This window comes from Francisella sp. SYW-2, from assembly GCF_008711475.1.
GTDB lineage: Bacteria > Pseudomonadota > Gammaproteobacteria > Francisellales > Francisellaceae > Francisella > Francisella salimarina.
Genome location: NZ_VXKO01000023.1, coordinates 24,475 through 38,358 on the forward strand (window position 1 = coordinate 24,475; position 13,884 = coordinate 38,358).

Genomic DNA, 13,884 nt, shown 5'->3' on the forward strand with positions numbered 1-13,884 from the left:
TGTGTTAGAGCTTATAAATATTGGAGAATTTTTTCTCTAAATAACTAATATAGTATTTAGCGTTTAGATATTCTCCACACATATCATGGATAATTTCATCAGCAGGTTTTAGACTACCAAATCGGTGTATGTGCTTACTTAAGAAGTTTAATATAAGCTCTAGCTTATTTTCTCTAATTGCACTATTTACATCAAAATCTTTATTCATATAGTAAAAAATCTGTGAAGCATACGCACTGCCAAGAGCATAAGTTGGGAAATAGCCAAACAATCCAGCAGACCAGTGAACATCCTGTAATATCCCATCAGAGAAATTATTTGGAGTGATACCTAGGTACTTTTGGTATTTATCATTCCATAGCTTTGGCAACTCGCTAACATCGAGATTTTTTTCAAAGATTTCTTTTTCTATTTCAAAGCGCACTAGTATATGTAGAGAATAAGTTAATTCATCTGCTTCTACACGGATTAGGCTAGGGCTAACCTTATTAATAGCTTTATAGAAGTCTTCTTCACTTACACTAGCTAAGTTTTCAGTAAATAAGCTTTGTAAGTTAGTGTAGTTACTATCCCAAAAGGCTTTATTTTTACCGACTAAGTTTTCATAAAACCGTGATTGTGATTCGTGTATGCCTAAGCTAACACCAGTGCCTAATATAGTATCATAAATATCATCACCGATATTTTGCTCATACATAGCATGACCAGTTTCATGGATCGTACTAAATAATGAAGAAGTAAAAAGATCTTCAATATAGCGTGTTGTCATTCTGACATCATATTTATTGAAGTTTAGGGTAAATGGATGGGCACTTTCTTTTAGAATACCACTATCAAAGTTAAATCCTAATTGCTTAGCTATTTTGTGAGAATATTTTTTTTGCTTATCGATATCATACGGTTTATCGATACAGCTAGTATCAACTTGATGGGCGTTTTTTATTTTTTCTAGAAGGGGTACAATTTTTTCTTTTAGACTGTTAAAGAAAGGTTCTAATTTTGCAACAGTCATACCTTCTTCATAATCATCAAGAAGCACATCATAGGGGTGCTCATTATAGCGAATTCTTTCGATATACTTTTTTTGATATTTTATAATCTCTTCTAAATATGGAGTAAATACTTCAAAGTCATTATCTTTACGAGCTTTGGTCCAAATATTTTGAGCTTGTGATAGTAGTTTGTTGTATGTGACATATTCGTCTTTTGGTATTTTGCTTAGTCTATCTTTTTGCTTTGCTGTCAGATATACAATCCTTTTGTTAGTCTCATCAAGTGCTGACAAGTTGTTATTTAGGTACTTTAAGCTTTTAGTTATTTCTTCACTATTAGTTATTTCATAGATTTTTTCACTGAAAAAACCAATAACTTCAGATGTGGTGTTGATTGAGTTTTTAGGGGCCTCTGTTTCCAAGTCCCAATGCATTAGAGAAATTGCGTGATTATACTTCTTCTTTTGTGATAGTTTGTCCTTGAGTATTTGGAGCTGGTTTTTGGTTTCGCTCATTTTTTTCCTTTGCCTGCTGCTTTCTTTCATTAGAAATAGTACGTCTTAATAGAGTATCATATATTGGTTTTTGATGATGGATATATGTCAGCATCGATGCGCTAAAGCAGGTTATCATTAAAGGAAGTAAAAGGTGGAAATTCCAAGTCATTTCCATTACTAGCACAATACCAGTCAATGGCGCGCCTACTGTCGCAGTAAATAAGGCACTCATTCCAGCTACAGCAAAGACACCAGCATCAATATTATACTCAGGGAAAAGCTGAGCGATAGATAGACCATAAGCAAGACCAAAAACAGTGCCAAGAGCAATCATCGGTGCAAATATACCACCTGTAACACCAGTCCCATATGAGAAAATTACACCGGCAAAACGAAGCGCAAATAAAACTAAAAGCATTTTGATAGATAAGTTGTAGTCTAGGGCGTTTGCTATTACGATATAGCCACCGCCTACAGCATTTGGAGAAAGTACTACACCGACACCAAATACGATACAAACAGTTATAACTAGAGTCCAGTATCTTCTTTTAGACCCATCTGAAAAGAAGTTTGCGACTCTGATAATTGATTTGTTAAATAGTAGTCCAAAATATCCAAAGATAATGCCCAGCACCATAAATAACCAAAGAGTATTTTGTGGAACTGCACTAAATGTCTCGACACGTATTGCAGGGGGATTGCCCATAATAGCTCTAGAAACAATAGTACTCATTATACAGGCTACTAGAACACATTTTATTGCAGAAACACTAAATCTGAATTTTCTATTCATTTCCTCAATTACAAAGACAATCCCTGAAAGAGGGGTGTTGAATGCAGCAGCTAAACCAGCACCAGCACCAGCAGATATTACAGCATTTGCGTATTTCTTGGTAAGCCTAAACTTATCTACAAAGAACTGAGCTAATGCAGCAGCCATGTGTATTGAAGGACCTTCTTTACCTAAGCTTAAACCAGAACCTAAAGAGAAAAGTCCACTCACAAACTTTACAGGAACTACTCTTTTACGGAGCTTTCGACATCCTTTTAGCGCTCCTTCTACTTCTTGGATACCGCTACCACCAGCTTCTTTGGCAAATTTTCTAACTATAAGAATTGATATCACTACCATAGTTATAGTTAGCGTAACAGACATTATAATTTCAACAAATAGATTACCACCACTTAAAGAGAACAGCATTTTTTTAAGTTCAGTAATAGAGTCTAGGATTAGTTGGAAAAATGTTGCAAATAGGCCTACCAATGTACCTATAATAGCTCCAGATAATACCAACACCCATATATGGCGATTGTTTTTGTAATATGTGTCTAGTACTTTATTACTCATGATAATACAGTAATACTGAGTGGTTTCTGAATTAACACAAATTATACATATTTGAAAGTTTTTAAAAAGTAAAAGTTGACCAAAATTGGATAAATACTTATCTAGGTTATATTTTTAGTGATCGCATTTGCTATATTTATAGAATCCTTTTCATCACCGAGAGTTCCGACTCGAATTTTTATCTCAGTAGAGCGGGTGCTTAGACTAGTTAACTTAACCGTTACATCATTACCATTTTGTGAAGCTTTAACCTCTGCTGTTTTATCTTTATATGACTGGCTAAGTAGTGAATATTGTTTATCCATTTGCATTGTTTTGATAGTTGCATTATATACAGAGCGAATATCTTTGGGCACTTCAATTATATAGTCACCATTTACATAGTATACAGCGCCACCTGCAACAACTGCAGCACCTATTATAACAGCAGTAGCAACACAGCTATTAAGAGATATTAGAATGATAGCTGATAGAATAATAAAGCGAGCTTTTTTGAACATTACTAAGAAGCTTTGTATACGTTAGCCTGAATTTGATCCATAAGTTTCGATGACATTGCTTGGTCGCCAAAATTACCAAACTTAATAGTTACTTTAGCTACTTTATCTGTAAGACTTTCTACTTTTATTGTAAAGCTTGTGCTATCTATTTTTGTAGCACCTTCGATATCAGCTGTTTGTTTGGTTGTGTCGGTGTCTTTAGATACTAAAACAAAGTCGTTGTTATCTTTTATTGCCTTAAGAGCAGCTTTATATACAGCAATATAGTTACCTTCTATATTCATAGAATAGTTACCTTCTATATAAGCGACAGTACCACCACCAACAGCAACAGCAGTTACGATACAACTATTAAGAGCTAATGTTGAAAAGGATACTGCTGTTACAGCTAGTAATTTTTTAAAGATGTTCATATTGTTTAACCTTTAAATTATAGATCTTTTTGGATTTGTCCCATTAGCGTTGCTGACATTGCTTGATCACCAAATGTACCAAATTTGATAGTTACTTTTGATGCATTCTTAGTAATTTCACGTATTTCAACATAGAAATCAGTAGAGCCTACTTTGGTTTTACCTTTGATATCAGTTTTAGTTGGTGCTATATTTTTCTTAGTGATTTCTAGGTTATCATTTTCACTAATAGCTTTAAGAGTTGCATTAGTAACATCTTTTAGGCTACCATCTAGGTTCATTGAATACTTACCATCAACATAAGCAACTGTACCAGCACCTACTGCACCAGCTACAACTAACCAACAGCTACTTAGTGATAATGCTGATGCTGCAAGTAAAGATGCAGTTAGTATTTTTTTTAGTTTCATGATTTGATCCTCACATTAAATATGTTATAACAAGCATAAGTGATAATATATCTGCTTTTAGACATAGTCAATTATTTCTTTATCTTACTAATAGCTTACGCTAGTTATTTGTATTATTTAGATCACCAGTTTTTTTATTCAAAAATACAAGTTATTATAATGTTTAAAAATTTATCTTTAATAGAGCCATGATTCATCTTCTTGATTTTTGTACTATGATTATCAATCTTTTGTGTACTTTTTTATTGGCAGGGCTGTACGTTATTGGTTGGCCTGTGGGTATTGTTGGTTTGATTATGAGTGCGGGATTGTTTTCGATAAGTGGATTGTATGCTGATGCTATATTGCAGATAATTCTTTTATTTAGTTTTGGGTATGGTTGGTATAGTTGGCAACCTAACTTTAGTCACAAAAAGGTAGTTGTTCATAGACTTAAAATTATTGGCTGGTTAAAAGTTTTAGTAAGTATTGGAGTGTTTGGTTTGGTGGTTTCTCAGCTACTCATAAACTATACAGACTCAACAACGCCATATATGGATGGTTTTACAAGTGTGGCATCACTTGTTTGTGTTTTTCTAGCAAGCAGAAAAATAATAGATAACTGGATGATATGGATGGTTGTTGATTCTACTTATGTACTGTTGTATATGTATAAAGATTTAGCATTTGCTGCTATTACTACATTTATATATCTAATTGTGGCAATATACGGCTATATTCATTGGAAAAAATTAATGTATATATAAATGATATTAGATGCGCATGTTCATACAGATAAATATTCATCAGAAGATTTAAGTAAAGTAGCTACAGAGTGTCGAACCTATGATATAAAGCTCTTATCTGTTGCAATGTGTGTTCCATCATATATTTCGATAAAAGCCCTAAGCGATAACTATGATTTTATTATTCCATCATTTGGTATTCATCCATGGAAGGCGGATATATATGTACATGATCTAAAGTCTTTAGATAAATACTTGTTTGAGAGTAGGTACATAGGAGAGATTGGTTTAGATAAGAAGTTTTTGGATTGTGCCGCTCCATTTAGAGATCAGCAGCAAGTATTTGAATATATAATCTCACATAGGGCAATAGATAATAAATTGCTAAATTTGCATACAAGTGGAGCAGAGCTAGAAGTTTTGCAAACTTTAGAAAGATATAAGCGACATAGGTTTATTGTCCACTGGTATGCAGGAGATCTTGATGTGTTGGATAAATATTTGGCATTGGGTGGCCATTTTTCAATAGGTGTTGAGATTCTATTTAGTGAACATATTAGAGAGATAACTAGACGAATACCGTTAGATAGGATCTTGATAGAGACAGATAACCCCTCATCATATTCATGGCTACTGGATAAGGAGCAAAATGATGGGATGCCAACCTTACTATTTAAAGTGATTAATAAAGTTTGTGAAGTTAAGCAAATTTCGACAGATGATTTTCTAAAAATATTAGATGTGAATCAGAAAAATATTTTACTTTAGCTAAATCTTGATTTGCTTAGTTATTTTTTTTGGTAGATACTTTTAGTTAATGAGGTTTAAGAGTTATAGGTGTATTATGCCATTGTATCCAGAAATAGAACCATTTAATCAAGAGTTTTTAAAAGTTTCAGATATCCATACAATATATTTTGAAGAGTGTGGCAACTCTAGTGGGAAACCTGCACTATTTATTCACGGTGGTCCAGGAGGTGGTATTCAACCAAGTTATAGGCAATACTTTAACCCAGATAAGTATCGAGTAATATTAGTAGATCAGCGCGGTTGTGGTAAAAGTACTCCATTTGCTGAGCTTAAAGAAAATACCACTCAAGACTTAATTGAAGATTTTGAAAAAATTCGTAAAAAATTGAATATTGATAAGTGGATGCTTTTTGGTGGATCCTGGGGTAGTACTTTAGGATTGGCTTATGCTCAAGCCTATCCAGATGTTGTGACGGAGCTTGTTCTAAGAGGTATATTTCTTGGGCGAGAAAAAGAGTTGTCGTGGTTGTATCAGCATGGTGCTAGTATGGTATTTCCTGATATGTGGGAGAAATATATAGAGCCGATTCCGGTAGAGCAAAGAAAAGATTTTATATCAGCGTATCATGCAATACTTACAGGTGATGATGAAGAGATGAAGCAAAAGGCTGCTATAGCTTGGAGTGTTTGGGAGGCATCAACAAGTAAGTTATTTGTGGATAAGAAATCTATAGATAGATATGGAGAGGATAAGTTTAGCTTAGCTTTTGCAAGAATTGAGTGTCATTATTTCAAAAACAAGCTATTTGTTGAAGAGGCTCAGTTATTGAAAGACGCTCATAAAATCAAGGATGTTCCCGGTGTGATAGTACAAGGCCGTTATGATATGGTTTGTCCAGCAGTAAGTGCTTGGGATTTGCATAAAGCTTGGCCGAAGGCAGAGCTAGATATTGTAGCAGATGCTGGACACTCTATCAGCGAACCGGGAATTCTGGAAGCTTTAGTCAGAGCAACAGATAAATTTGCAGATTAACCTTTATTCAGGATTGAGCTTTTGATTTAGTTTTATAAATACAATGGGCGAAGCCATTAATAATCCGCCAAGCACTAATGATAATGTGAAGTTAGCTAATGATAGAACTCCGTCTAGATATGCTCCATAATAAATCCATGATGCAACTGGTAAGAAAAGTACTGTCGCGGTTATTACGCCTGGAGATATTTTACGTTGAACTATTGTTGGTAGAATATGGAAAAAAATTCCATTTACATACATAAGAGCAGCGATAATTAAGCCAAAAGCAGGAAGCTTCCAACCAACCATCGCAGCAGCAATAGCAATAAACATAACTACACTGTTGGCAACATAGAAGTGGTTCCACTCTAATGTTTTAAGTCCGAGAGTCGAGTTAGCCCATTCTTTCCAATTGAAGCTTAGCTCTTCTAGTACATGTACTGAGTATGCAGCAAGCGCTATCCATAATAAATATTCATGAGTCATTTTTAATCTCTTTGCTACGGGATATGGGGTAATTATATATTGTTCTGAAGTTTTGTTAAGTGCTATGAGAAAAACTAATCTTTTGCTATAAAAAGCTTTTATCTAAGATTAGTGCGATGTTAGACTCAATTTCAACACTTAGTCAAAAGTGTAATTAAAGAGGTGCATTTGTTATATCTCTAGTGTTAGGCGCATAAACCCCTATGATCACTAGAACAGATAGAGCCAATGCCGAAAGATTATCCAAGTTTATGATTGGTAGTCTTGGTTCTGATATTGAAAGGTAGCAGAACTGTCATGTCGTTTAAAATTTATATCGACGTGGAGTGCTTTATTTGTGTATGTATTTCTCAAATTTTATGTTCTCTCGTCTGATATGTAGCTATTAGATAGGAGAGCTAATATGTCAGAAACAATAGTCGCCAAGTTTGGTGGCACAAGTGTAGCAAATCAACAAACTATTAGGCAGTGTGCTAATATAGTTAATTCAGATAATAGGATAAAATTAGTAATTGTAAGTGCTCAGTCGGGTATTACTAATTTGTTAATTCAGCTAGCAAATAATAGTAAAGATGGCTCTGAAGCAGAAAAAATTATAGAGCAAATAGAAACTATAATTAATCCAATATTAGAGTCCATAAACTCAAATGATGTAACGAGCTCTATTAATAATATGATTTCAGAGCTTAGAATGTTTGCAAATATGGCTGCTTATTTTAGTGGTAAACAGTTATCTGATTCCATTCTAGCTTTCGGTGAAATAATTTCTTCTATGTTAGTTACAAATGTATTTAATCAAAGTGGCATAAATGCTTATCATTTGGATTCAAGAGAAATCTTAAAGACCAATAGTCACTTTGGTTGTGCTAGTCCAGATTTGCTTGCTTTAGAAACTAATGCTATTGAGCATATCTTACCTAAAATTAATCAAGGATATGTTTGTGTCATGGGAGGCTTTATTGGTTCAGATAGTTATGGTAACACTACTACTTTAGGAAGGGGGTGTGGTGACTATTCAGCTTCCTTATATACTCAAGCGATAAAAGCCAATCAATTAAGAATTTTTACAGATGTAACTGGCATATACCAAGCAGACCCGAGAGTTATTCCTAATGCAAATTCGTTGGGTACTTTGGGTTTTAGTGAGGCTGCTGAGTTAGCTACTTTTGGTGCGAAAGTTGTTCATCCTAAAACTTTTTGGCCCGCGATGACTAGTAACTTTGATATATACATTGGATCTACTTTTCAACCAGAGCTTGGTGGAACACTAATTACACAGAAAATGGATGAAGATAGAAATATCATTGCTGTGGCTGAGAGAAAAGACCAAACATTACTAACTATTAAAAGTTTCAATATGTTTGGTTCACAAGGCTTTTTAGTAAAAGTTTTTAACATACTTGCTAATCATAATATTGCTGTTGACTTGGTTTCTACTAGTGAGGTTAGTATTGCGATCACTTTAGATAAGTTAGGGAGTCAATCTATGGGAGATGATTTGGTAACTCCAGAACTTTTAAAAGATTTAGACGCTATAGGTAATGTAAATGTAAAGGTTGAGAATGATTTGTCCTTAGTGAGTGTGGTTGGTAGCAATCTACATCAAGTAAGTGGAATTAGTGGAGAGTTATTTAGCAGCCTAAGGGATTATAATATTCGACTTTTTAGTCACGGAGCTAGTGAGAATAGTATATGTATGTTAGTTGCTAGCCAGGATGCTCAAAAGGTAGTTAATAACGTTTATAACAGTTTTTTTAGCTAGGGGGAGATAATATGAGAGTGGCTATAGTTGGTAATGGAAAAACTGGTTCAGCAGTATCAGACTTATTATCACAAGAAGAAGTTGCTGGTATATATGATTCAAAAAATATATTAACGCTAGAAGCTTTGCAAAATGTAGATATAGCTATAGTTTTTGTTAATGCAAAAGTGTTGCAAGAGCTTTTACCTACATTATTAGAATCAAATGTTCCTGTAATCTGTGGTACAACAGGATATAACTGGGATCAAAACTTTATTAATTTTGTAAATCAGAATCAAAAAACTTGGGTTGTTGCGAACAATTTCAGCTTATCAATGGTAATTGTAAAAAACATGTTGGCATCATTGGGGCAGTTAGAGCAATTAAATGAAGGAATAAACTATTCTATTACAGAAAAACACCATATTCACAAAGTTGATTCTCCTAGCGGTACAGCAGTATCTTGGAGAAATTGGTTAAGTATAGGAGATGTATCTATAGAGTCTATTAGGGAGGGGGACATAAAAGGACAGCATCAAGTGAAGGTAAATACACCTCATGAAACAATAGAGCTTAAGCATACTGCTCATAATAGAAGTCTCTTTGCTGAAGGAGCTATATGGGCGGCAAGAGAAGCTGTTGAAAGAGGTATTACCGGTTTTGTTTATTTTGATGGGTTAGTTGGAGAAAGGTTATGTCTATAGATATTAATAATAGGTTGTATACAGCATTAATTACACCAATGCTTGAAGATGGTTCAGTTGATTGGGATGGTTTTGAGAAGTTATTAAGAATTCAAGAGTATCAAGGATGTGGTGTTCTGATTTTAGGAAGCACTGGAGAGGCATTGGCTTTAGACTTTGATGAGCAGTGTGACGTTGTAAGATTTGTTACTAGCTTAAATCTTAATGTTCCAATTATGATTGGCGTAGGAGGATTTCAGCTTGCTAAGCAACTTGAGTGGGTAGAGTTTTGTCAAACACAGAGGGTAGATTCTTTTCTTGTTGTTACACCTCTTTACGCAAAACCAGGCTCTGCTAGTCAAACTATTTGGTTTAAAACTATTTTGGATAAAGCTGACAGACCTTGTATGTTATATAACGTTCCTTCAAGGACCGGTGTTAACTTAGCTGAAGAAGTTTTGGTCAATTTAAAAGATCACCCAAATCTTTGGGCATTAAAAGAGGCTTCTGGAGATATCCAAAGATGTGCTCGTTATCATGAGCTAGCTCCAAATCTAATTATATATAGTGGAGAGGACGGTTTATTGCCAGAGTTGGCAAATGTTGGTGCAAAAGGTCTTGTTTCAGTTATATCCAATATATGGCCAGAACAAACAAAAGAGTATGTTAAGCAAAGTCTTGCTCATCAAATAGCAATAACGGATAAGGTAATCTGGGAAGTTGCTGCGAGATCTTGCTTTAGTGTCTCAAATCCAATACCTGTTAAGGCATGGCTAGCATATAGTGGTGTCATTACGACAAACACTTTAAGAGCACCGCTTTTAGCTAATGAACTTCAGGATTTAAGTTTATTAATAGGAGCTGATAGTTTAGTTAAAGATTGGTTTAGTCATATATAAGTAGAGGAGATAGATTTAAAATGGATTGGAAAAATATTATTAAAGAGTTAGAAAAGGGCACATTAAGAGCAGCAACTAAATTGGAAAATGGAGATTGGGTCGCAAATCAAGAAGTAAAAAGAGGTATATTAGCTGCTTTTAGAGCTGGTAGTAATACTGAGCTTTCTGGAATCTATAATGGATTTGTTGATAAGGATAACCTGCCGGCGCGAAGATTTAGTGCTAACGATGGTGTTAGATTGGTCCCAGGAGGTTCGTCAGTTAGAGCAGGGGCATATGTAGCATCATCTGTTATTATTATGCCTCCAGCTTATATTAATATAGGAGCATACGTTGATTCTGGAACTATGGTTGATAGCCATGCTCTAGTTGGTTCATGTGCTCAGATTGGTAAAAATGTACATTTATCGGCAGGAGTTCAAATAGGTGGTGTTTTAGAGCCGATAGGAATGAATCCTGTGGTTATTGAGGATGATGTATTTGTTGGGGCAGGTGCTGTTATCGTTGAGGGTATTGTAGTTGGAAAAGGCGCAGTTATAGCTCCCTCAGTTGTTTTATCAAAAGGTTTAGCAGTTTATGATGCTGTTAATGATGAGGTTTTAGATAAAGGCTCAAAGATTCCAGAGAATGCAGTAGTTATTCCGGGTAGCCGGCCTATAAGAACTAGTTGGGCTCAAGAAAATGGTCTTCAGGCTTACTGTCCAATTATTATTAAATATAGAGATGAAAAAAGTGACGCATCCTTAACCTTGGAAGAATTATTGAGGTAGTTATGAATATAGAAGCTCATAGAAGTAACCTAGATAGTCTATGTAAAGAAAATGAAGCTCCTTTCTTTTATTATGACCTAGATATGTTAGAGAAGCATGCAAAAGAGTTACAGAAGTTACCAGTAAAGTTATGGTATGCACTAAAAGCAAATCCTCTATCTAAAATAGTTAAAGTCTTCGATGAGCAAAATATAAATTTTGATGTTGCTAGTATTGGAGAATTAGATCAAGTTTTATCCCAAGGAGTAAATCCTAAGAATATTCTGCATACAGGCCCAGCTAAGTCATATTCTCAACTAGAATATTTTCTAGCTCAAGGCGTTAGAATTTTTGTAATCGAGAGTATAAATCAATTTAAAGATTTATCAGACCTTGTGGAAAAAAAGAATATAAATGCTACTGTTCTTTTAAGAGTACAGCTTGTATGGAATAGTCAAGAAAATAATGTACTTGGAGGGGGTGGGTGTGTAACTCCTTTTGGTTTATCAATAGATGATTGGAAAGACTTTTTTAGTAGTGCTCCAAATATCCCTAATAATATTTCCATAGTTGGAATGCATTGTTTTCAGTGGGGAAATATTCTTTGTTTAGATAAACTATGCCAAATATGGGAGACAATAACGAAAGCTTTGCTAGATTTAAGTGAAGCTATCAGTGTTCCCTTAAAGGTTATAGATTTAGGCGGTGGTATAGGTGTTCCTTACAACTCTAGTCAAAAAGCGGTGTCAATCAATGATTTAATATCTTGTTTTAATAATCTTAGAAAAGAATTTCCTGACATAGAGTATTGGTTAGAGCTAGGTAGGTATGCTGTTGCAGAAAGCGGGGCTTATTTAACTAAGGTTGTTGATAGGAAATCAGTGAATGGAGTTGACTTGCTCGTGGTTGATGGTGGTGCCCATCATCTGGTTCGTCCAGCTTTGACTGGAGAAAGCTTTCCGGTGGAGTTATTTAGAGATGAGGATAATAATGAAAACAAAGATTTTCAAGTTCATGGACCTTTATGCACAAGTCTAGATAAAGTTGGTGTAGTAAACTTACCAAAAGATATCGAACCAAATGATTATTTAGTATTTAAACAAACTGGAGCTTATGGTTTTACTGAGAGTATGCCTTTTTTCTTGTGTCATAGTTTACCCGCTGAAGTAGTCTGTTATAAAGGACAGCTTCAGACTGTAAGACAAAGTAAAAAAGCTTCTAGCTGGTTAGTATAAAAAATATAAGGTCAAATAATGCTAAAAATTAGTAATAAAGTAAACAGTATTGAGGTATCAGCTACTGCCGTAATGTCTGAATTAGCAGCGGAGTTAAAGCAGCAGGGAAGAAATGTAATATCTCTTTCTATAGGGGAGCCAGGGTTTTTCTCACCGGACTGTGTCAAAGAGGCTGCTAAAAGAGCTATAGATAATAATATTACTAAGTACCCTCCAATAGATGGAATTTCTGAATTAAAAGAAGCCATAGTTAAGAGATATAAAAGAGATTATGGTTTAAACTTTAATAAAAGCCAGGTTTGTGTAACTAGTGGAACTAAACAAAGTATACATAATATTTTTACGTGTATTTTTGATGATGGAGATGAAGCTATTTATTTCGCACCGTATTGGGTATGTTATCCAGAGCAGCTAAAATTGGCTGGAGCAAAATCAGTTATAGTAAAAACCCATGCTGAAAAGAATTTCCAATTAGATATTAAAGAAATTGAAAAAGCTATAACATCCAAAACAAAAGCTATTATTATAAACTCCCCTAATAACCCTACAGGTGTTGTTTATTCAGAAGAAACATTGGCATATTTTGCACAGTTAATCAGGAAATATCCAAATATATGGATTATTTCAGATGAAATATATGATCAAACTTTATTTGATAGTAATGCTATTTCTTTGTTACAAGTTGCTCCAGATTTATCAAATAGGTTTATTATAGCTAGTGGAGTGTCAAAAGGTTATGCGATGGCTGGTTGGAGAGTGGGATATGCTATAGCTCCAGAGATTTTAAAAGATGCGATAGCAAAACTACAGTCTCAAACTACTGGTGGTGCTTGCTCAATATCTCAAATAGCTTCTATACAAGCTTTATCCTTAGATAATGAGTATTTAAAAAGATATACATCTATTTATCATGAAAGAGTGATGTATGTTTATAATTATTTAAAGAGTTTAGAGGATTTTGAAATAGTTAAACCATTAGGAACCTTTTACCTTTTTCCAAAAATAGAAAAGTTATTGCAGAAAAGTAAATTTAAAGATGATATAGAGTTTTGTTTAGCCTTATTAGAAGATCAAGCCTTAGCTATAACTCCAGGAAGCTATTTTGGTTTAAAAAATTGTATAAGAATAAGTTGTGCTGATGATTTAAATATTTTGGCAGAAGCTATGACAAGACTTGCCACATTTATTGAAAGTGCAATAAGTAGATAAAAAAGTATTATTTTTTAGATAAGTAGGATATTTGTTTTTTTGTTATAAAACAGTGTAAATGTGCTGTAAAGTGGCAAAAAGGCTATGTAGATGGTAGTTTTTGGTGTTGAAATAGCTATTGAAATAAAAAAGTTGTAAAAACTTTAATTTTTTTGAAGAAAGTAGTTGCATTTTGGAAGAGTGATGCGTATTATATGTCTTCACCGGCTGACGAGTGATGTTAACGGTTGGG

15 protein-coding genes and 1 riboswitch are annotated in these 13,884 nt (G+C 34.2%); of the genes, 9 read left to right on the forward strand and 6 right to left on the reverse strand.

The window, feature by feature from the left end:
- Nucleotides 1-4 precede the first annotated feature (4 nt).
- From F3D57_RS07640 to F3D57_RS07660, 5 genes are all read right to left on the reverse strand, one after another.
- The gene (locus tag F3D57_RS07640) at nt 5-1,507 is read right to left on the reverse strand and encodes a carboxypeptidase M32 (protein WP_150465802.1); all 1,503 of its coding nucleotides are present in this window, start codon (nt 1,505-1,507) and stop codon (nt 5-7) included.
- On the reverse strand, nt 1,443-2,837 hold the full coding sequence (clcA, locus tag F3D57_RS07645) for a H(+)/Cl(-) exchange transporter ClcA (protein ID WP_149368939.1): 1,395 nt from the start codon (nt 2,835-2,837) through the stop codon (nt 1,443-1,445). The genes F3D57_RS07640 and clcA overlap by 65 nt, the downstream gene beginning before the upstream one ends.
- Nucleotides 2,838-2,938: 101 nt before the next feature.
- Complete coding sequence (locus tag F3D57_RS07650; RefSeq protein ID WP_150465803.1) at nt 2,939-3,337, reverse strand: DUF3568 family protein; 399 nt, start codon at nt 3,335-3,337, stop codon at nt 2,939-2,941.
- 2 nt (nt 3,338-3,339) lie between these two features.
- Nucleotides 3,340-3,750 carry a DUF3568 domain-containing protein gene (locus tag F3D57_RS07655; RefSeq protein WP_150465804.1) on the reverse strand — a complete coding sequence of 137 codons (411 nt, stop codon included), beginning with the start codon at nt 3,748-3,750 and terminating at the stop codon, nt 3,340-3,342.
- A gap of 17 nt (nt 3,751-3,767) precedes the next feature.
- On the reverse strand, nt 3,768-4,160 hold the full coding sequence (locus tag F3D57_RS07660; RefSeq protein WP_146421497.1) for a DUF3568 family protein: 393 nt from the start codon (nt 4,158-4,160) through the stop codon (nt 3,768-3,770).
- A 188-nt stretch (nt 4,161-4,348) separates the two neighbouring features.
- On the opposite strand from F3D57_RS07660, the gene pnuC reads away from it, so the two are divergent.
- The 3 genes from pnuC (at nt 4,349) to pip (ending at nt 6,668) form a co-directional block, all read left to right on the forward strand.
- Complete coding sequence (gene pnuC / locus F3D57_RS07665) at nt 4,349-4,906, forward strand: nicotinamide riboside transporter PnuC (protein WP_149368936.1); 558 nt, start codon at nt 4,349-4,351, stop codon at nt 4,904-4,906.
- Nucleotides 4,907-5,653, forward strand: a complete 747-nt coding sequence (locus F3D57_RS07670) for a TatD family hydrolase (RefSeq protein WP_150465805.1) — start codon at nt 4,907-4,909, stop codon at nt 5,651-5,653.
- A gap of 76 nt (nt 5,654-5,729) precedes the next feature.
- Nucleotides 5,730-6,668: a prolyl aminopeptidase gene (gene pip / locus F3D57_RS07675; RefSeq protein WP_150465806.1), complete on the forward strand. Its 939-nt coding sequence runs from the start codon at nt 5,730-5,732 to the stop codon at nt 6,666-6,668.
- Nucleotides 6,669-6,671: 3 nt separating this feature from the next.
- Here pip and F3D57_RS07680 read toward each other — a convergent pair whose 3' ends face one another.
- The gene (locus F3D57_RS07680) at nt 6,672-7,136 is read right to left on the reverse strand and encodes an HXXEE domain-containing protein (RefSeq protein ID WP_150465807.1); all 465 of its coding nucleotides are present in this window, start codon (nt 7,134-7,136) and stop codon (nt 6,672-6,674) included.
- A gap of 149 nt (nt 7,137-7,285) precedes the next feature.
- Nucleotides 7,286-7,476: riboswitch (Lysine riboswitch) on the forward strand.
- A gap of 63 nt (nt 7,477-7,539) precedes the next feature.
- Between F3D57_RS07680 and lysC the strand changes: the two genes are divergently transcribed.
- The 6 genes from lysC to F3D57_RS07710 are packed head-to-tail and all read left to right on the forward strand — an operon-like array spanning nt 7,540 to nt 13,652.
- Nucleotides 7,540-8,898, forward strand: coding sequence for a lysine-sensitive aspartokinase 3 (lysC, locus tag F3D57_RS07685; RefSeq protein WP_150465808.1), 1,359 nt, complete (start codon nt 7,540-7,542; stop codon nt 8,896-8,898).
- Nucleotides 8,899-8,909: 11 nt separating this feature from the next.
- Nucleotides 8,910-9,581: a 4-hydroxy-tetrahydrodipicolinate reductase gene (locus F3D57_RS07690; RefSeq protein WP_150465809.1), complete on the forward strand. Its 672-nt coding sequence runs from the start codon at nt 8,910-8,912 to the stop codon at nt 9,579-9,581.
- Nucleotides 9,572-10,459, forward strand: coding sequence for a 4-hydroxy-tetrahydrodipicolinate synthase (gene dapA / locus F3D57_RS07695; protein ID WP_146421490.1), 888 nt, complete (start codon nt 9,572-9,574; stop codon nt 10,457-10,459). Before F3D57_RS07690 ends, dapA begins: the two co-directional genes overlap by 10 nt.
- A 20-nt stretch (nt 10,460-10,479) precedes the next feature.
- Nucleotides 10,480-11,229, forward strand: coding sequence for a 2,3,4,5-tetrahydropyridine-2,6-dicarboxylate N-succinyltransferase (locus F3D57_RS07700; protein WP_150465810.1), 750 nt, complete (start codon nt 10,480-10,482; stop codon nt 11,227-11,229).
- Between the two features lie 2 nt (nt 11,230-11,231).
- Entirely contained in the window at nt 11,232-12,443 is a 1,212-nt protein-coding gene (locus F3D57_RS07705) for a PLP-dependent decarboxylase (RefSeq protein WP_150465811.1), read from the forward strand.
- An 18-nt stretch (nt 12,444-12,461) separates the two neighbouring features.
- On the forward strand, nt 12,462-13,652 hold the full coding sequence (locus F3D57_RS07710; protein ID WP_150465812.1) for a pyridoxal phosphate-dependent aminotransferase: 1,191 nt from the start codon (nt 12,462-12,464) through the stop codon (nt 13,650-13,652).
- Nucleotides 13,653-13,884 lie beyond the last annotated feature (232 nt).

Coding starts and splice junctions, on each gene's coding strand:
- F3D57_RS07640 (WP_150465802.1), bottom strand. CDS start 1,507: ATGAGCGAAACCAAAAACCAGCTCCAAATACTCAAGGACAAACTATCA.
- clcA (WP_149368939.1), bottom strand. CDS start 2,837: ATGAGTAATAAAGTACTAGACACATATTACAAAAACAATCGCCATATA.
- F3D57_RS07650 (WP_150465803.1), bottom strand. CDS start 3,337: ATGTTCAAAAAAGCTCGCTTTATTATTCTATCAGCTATCATTCTAATA.
- F3D57_RS07655 (WP_150465804.1), bottom strand. CDS start 3,750: ATGAACATCTTTAAAAAATTACTAGCTGTAACAGCAGTATCCTTTTCA.
- F3D57_RS07660 (WP_146421497.1), bottom strand. CDS start 4,160: ATGAAACTAAAAAAAATACTAACTGCATCTTTACTTGCAGCATCAGCA.
- pnuC (WP_149368936.1), top strand. CDS start 4,349: ATGATTCATCTTCTTGATTTTTGTACTATGATTATCAATCTTTTGTGT.
- F3D57_RS07670 (WP_150465805.1), top strand. CDS start 4,907: ATGATATTAGATGCGCATGTTCATACAGATAAATATTCATCAGAAGAT.
- pip (WP_150465806.1), top strand. CDS start 5,730: ATGCCATTGTATCCAGAAATAGAACCATTTAATCAAGAGTTTTTAAAA.
- F3D57_RS07680 (WP_150465807.1), bottom strand. CDS start 7,136: ATGACTCATGAATATTTATTATGGATAGCGCTTGCTGCATACTCAGTA.
- lysC (WP_150465808.1), top strand. CDS start 7,540: ATGTCAGAAACAATAGTCGCCAAGTTTGGTGGCACAAGTGTAGCAAAT.
- F3D57_RS07690 (WP_150465809.1), top strand. CDS start 8,910: ATGAGAGTGGCTATAGTTGGTAATGGAAAAACTGGTTCAGCAGTATCA.
- dapA (WP_146421490.1), top strand. CDS start 9,572: ATGTCTATAGATATTAATAATAGGTTGTATACAGCATTAATTACACCA.
- F3D57_RS07700 (WP_150465810.1), top strand. CDS start 10,480: ATGGATTGGAAAAATATTATTAAAGAGTTAGAAAAGGGCACATTAAGA.
- F3D57_RS07705 (WP_150465811.1), top strand. CDS start 11,232: ATGAATATAGAAGCTCATAGAAGTAACCTAGATAGTCTATGTAAAGAA.
- F3D57_RS07710 (WP_150465812.1), top strand. CDS start 12,462: ATGCTAAAAATTAGTAATAAAGTAAACAGTATTGAGGTATCAGCTACT.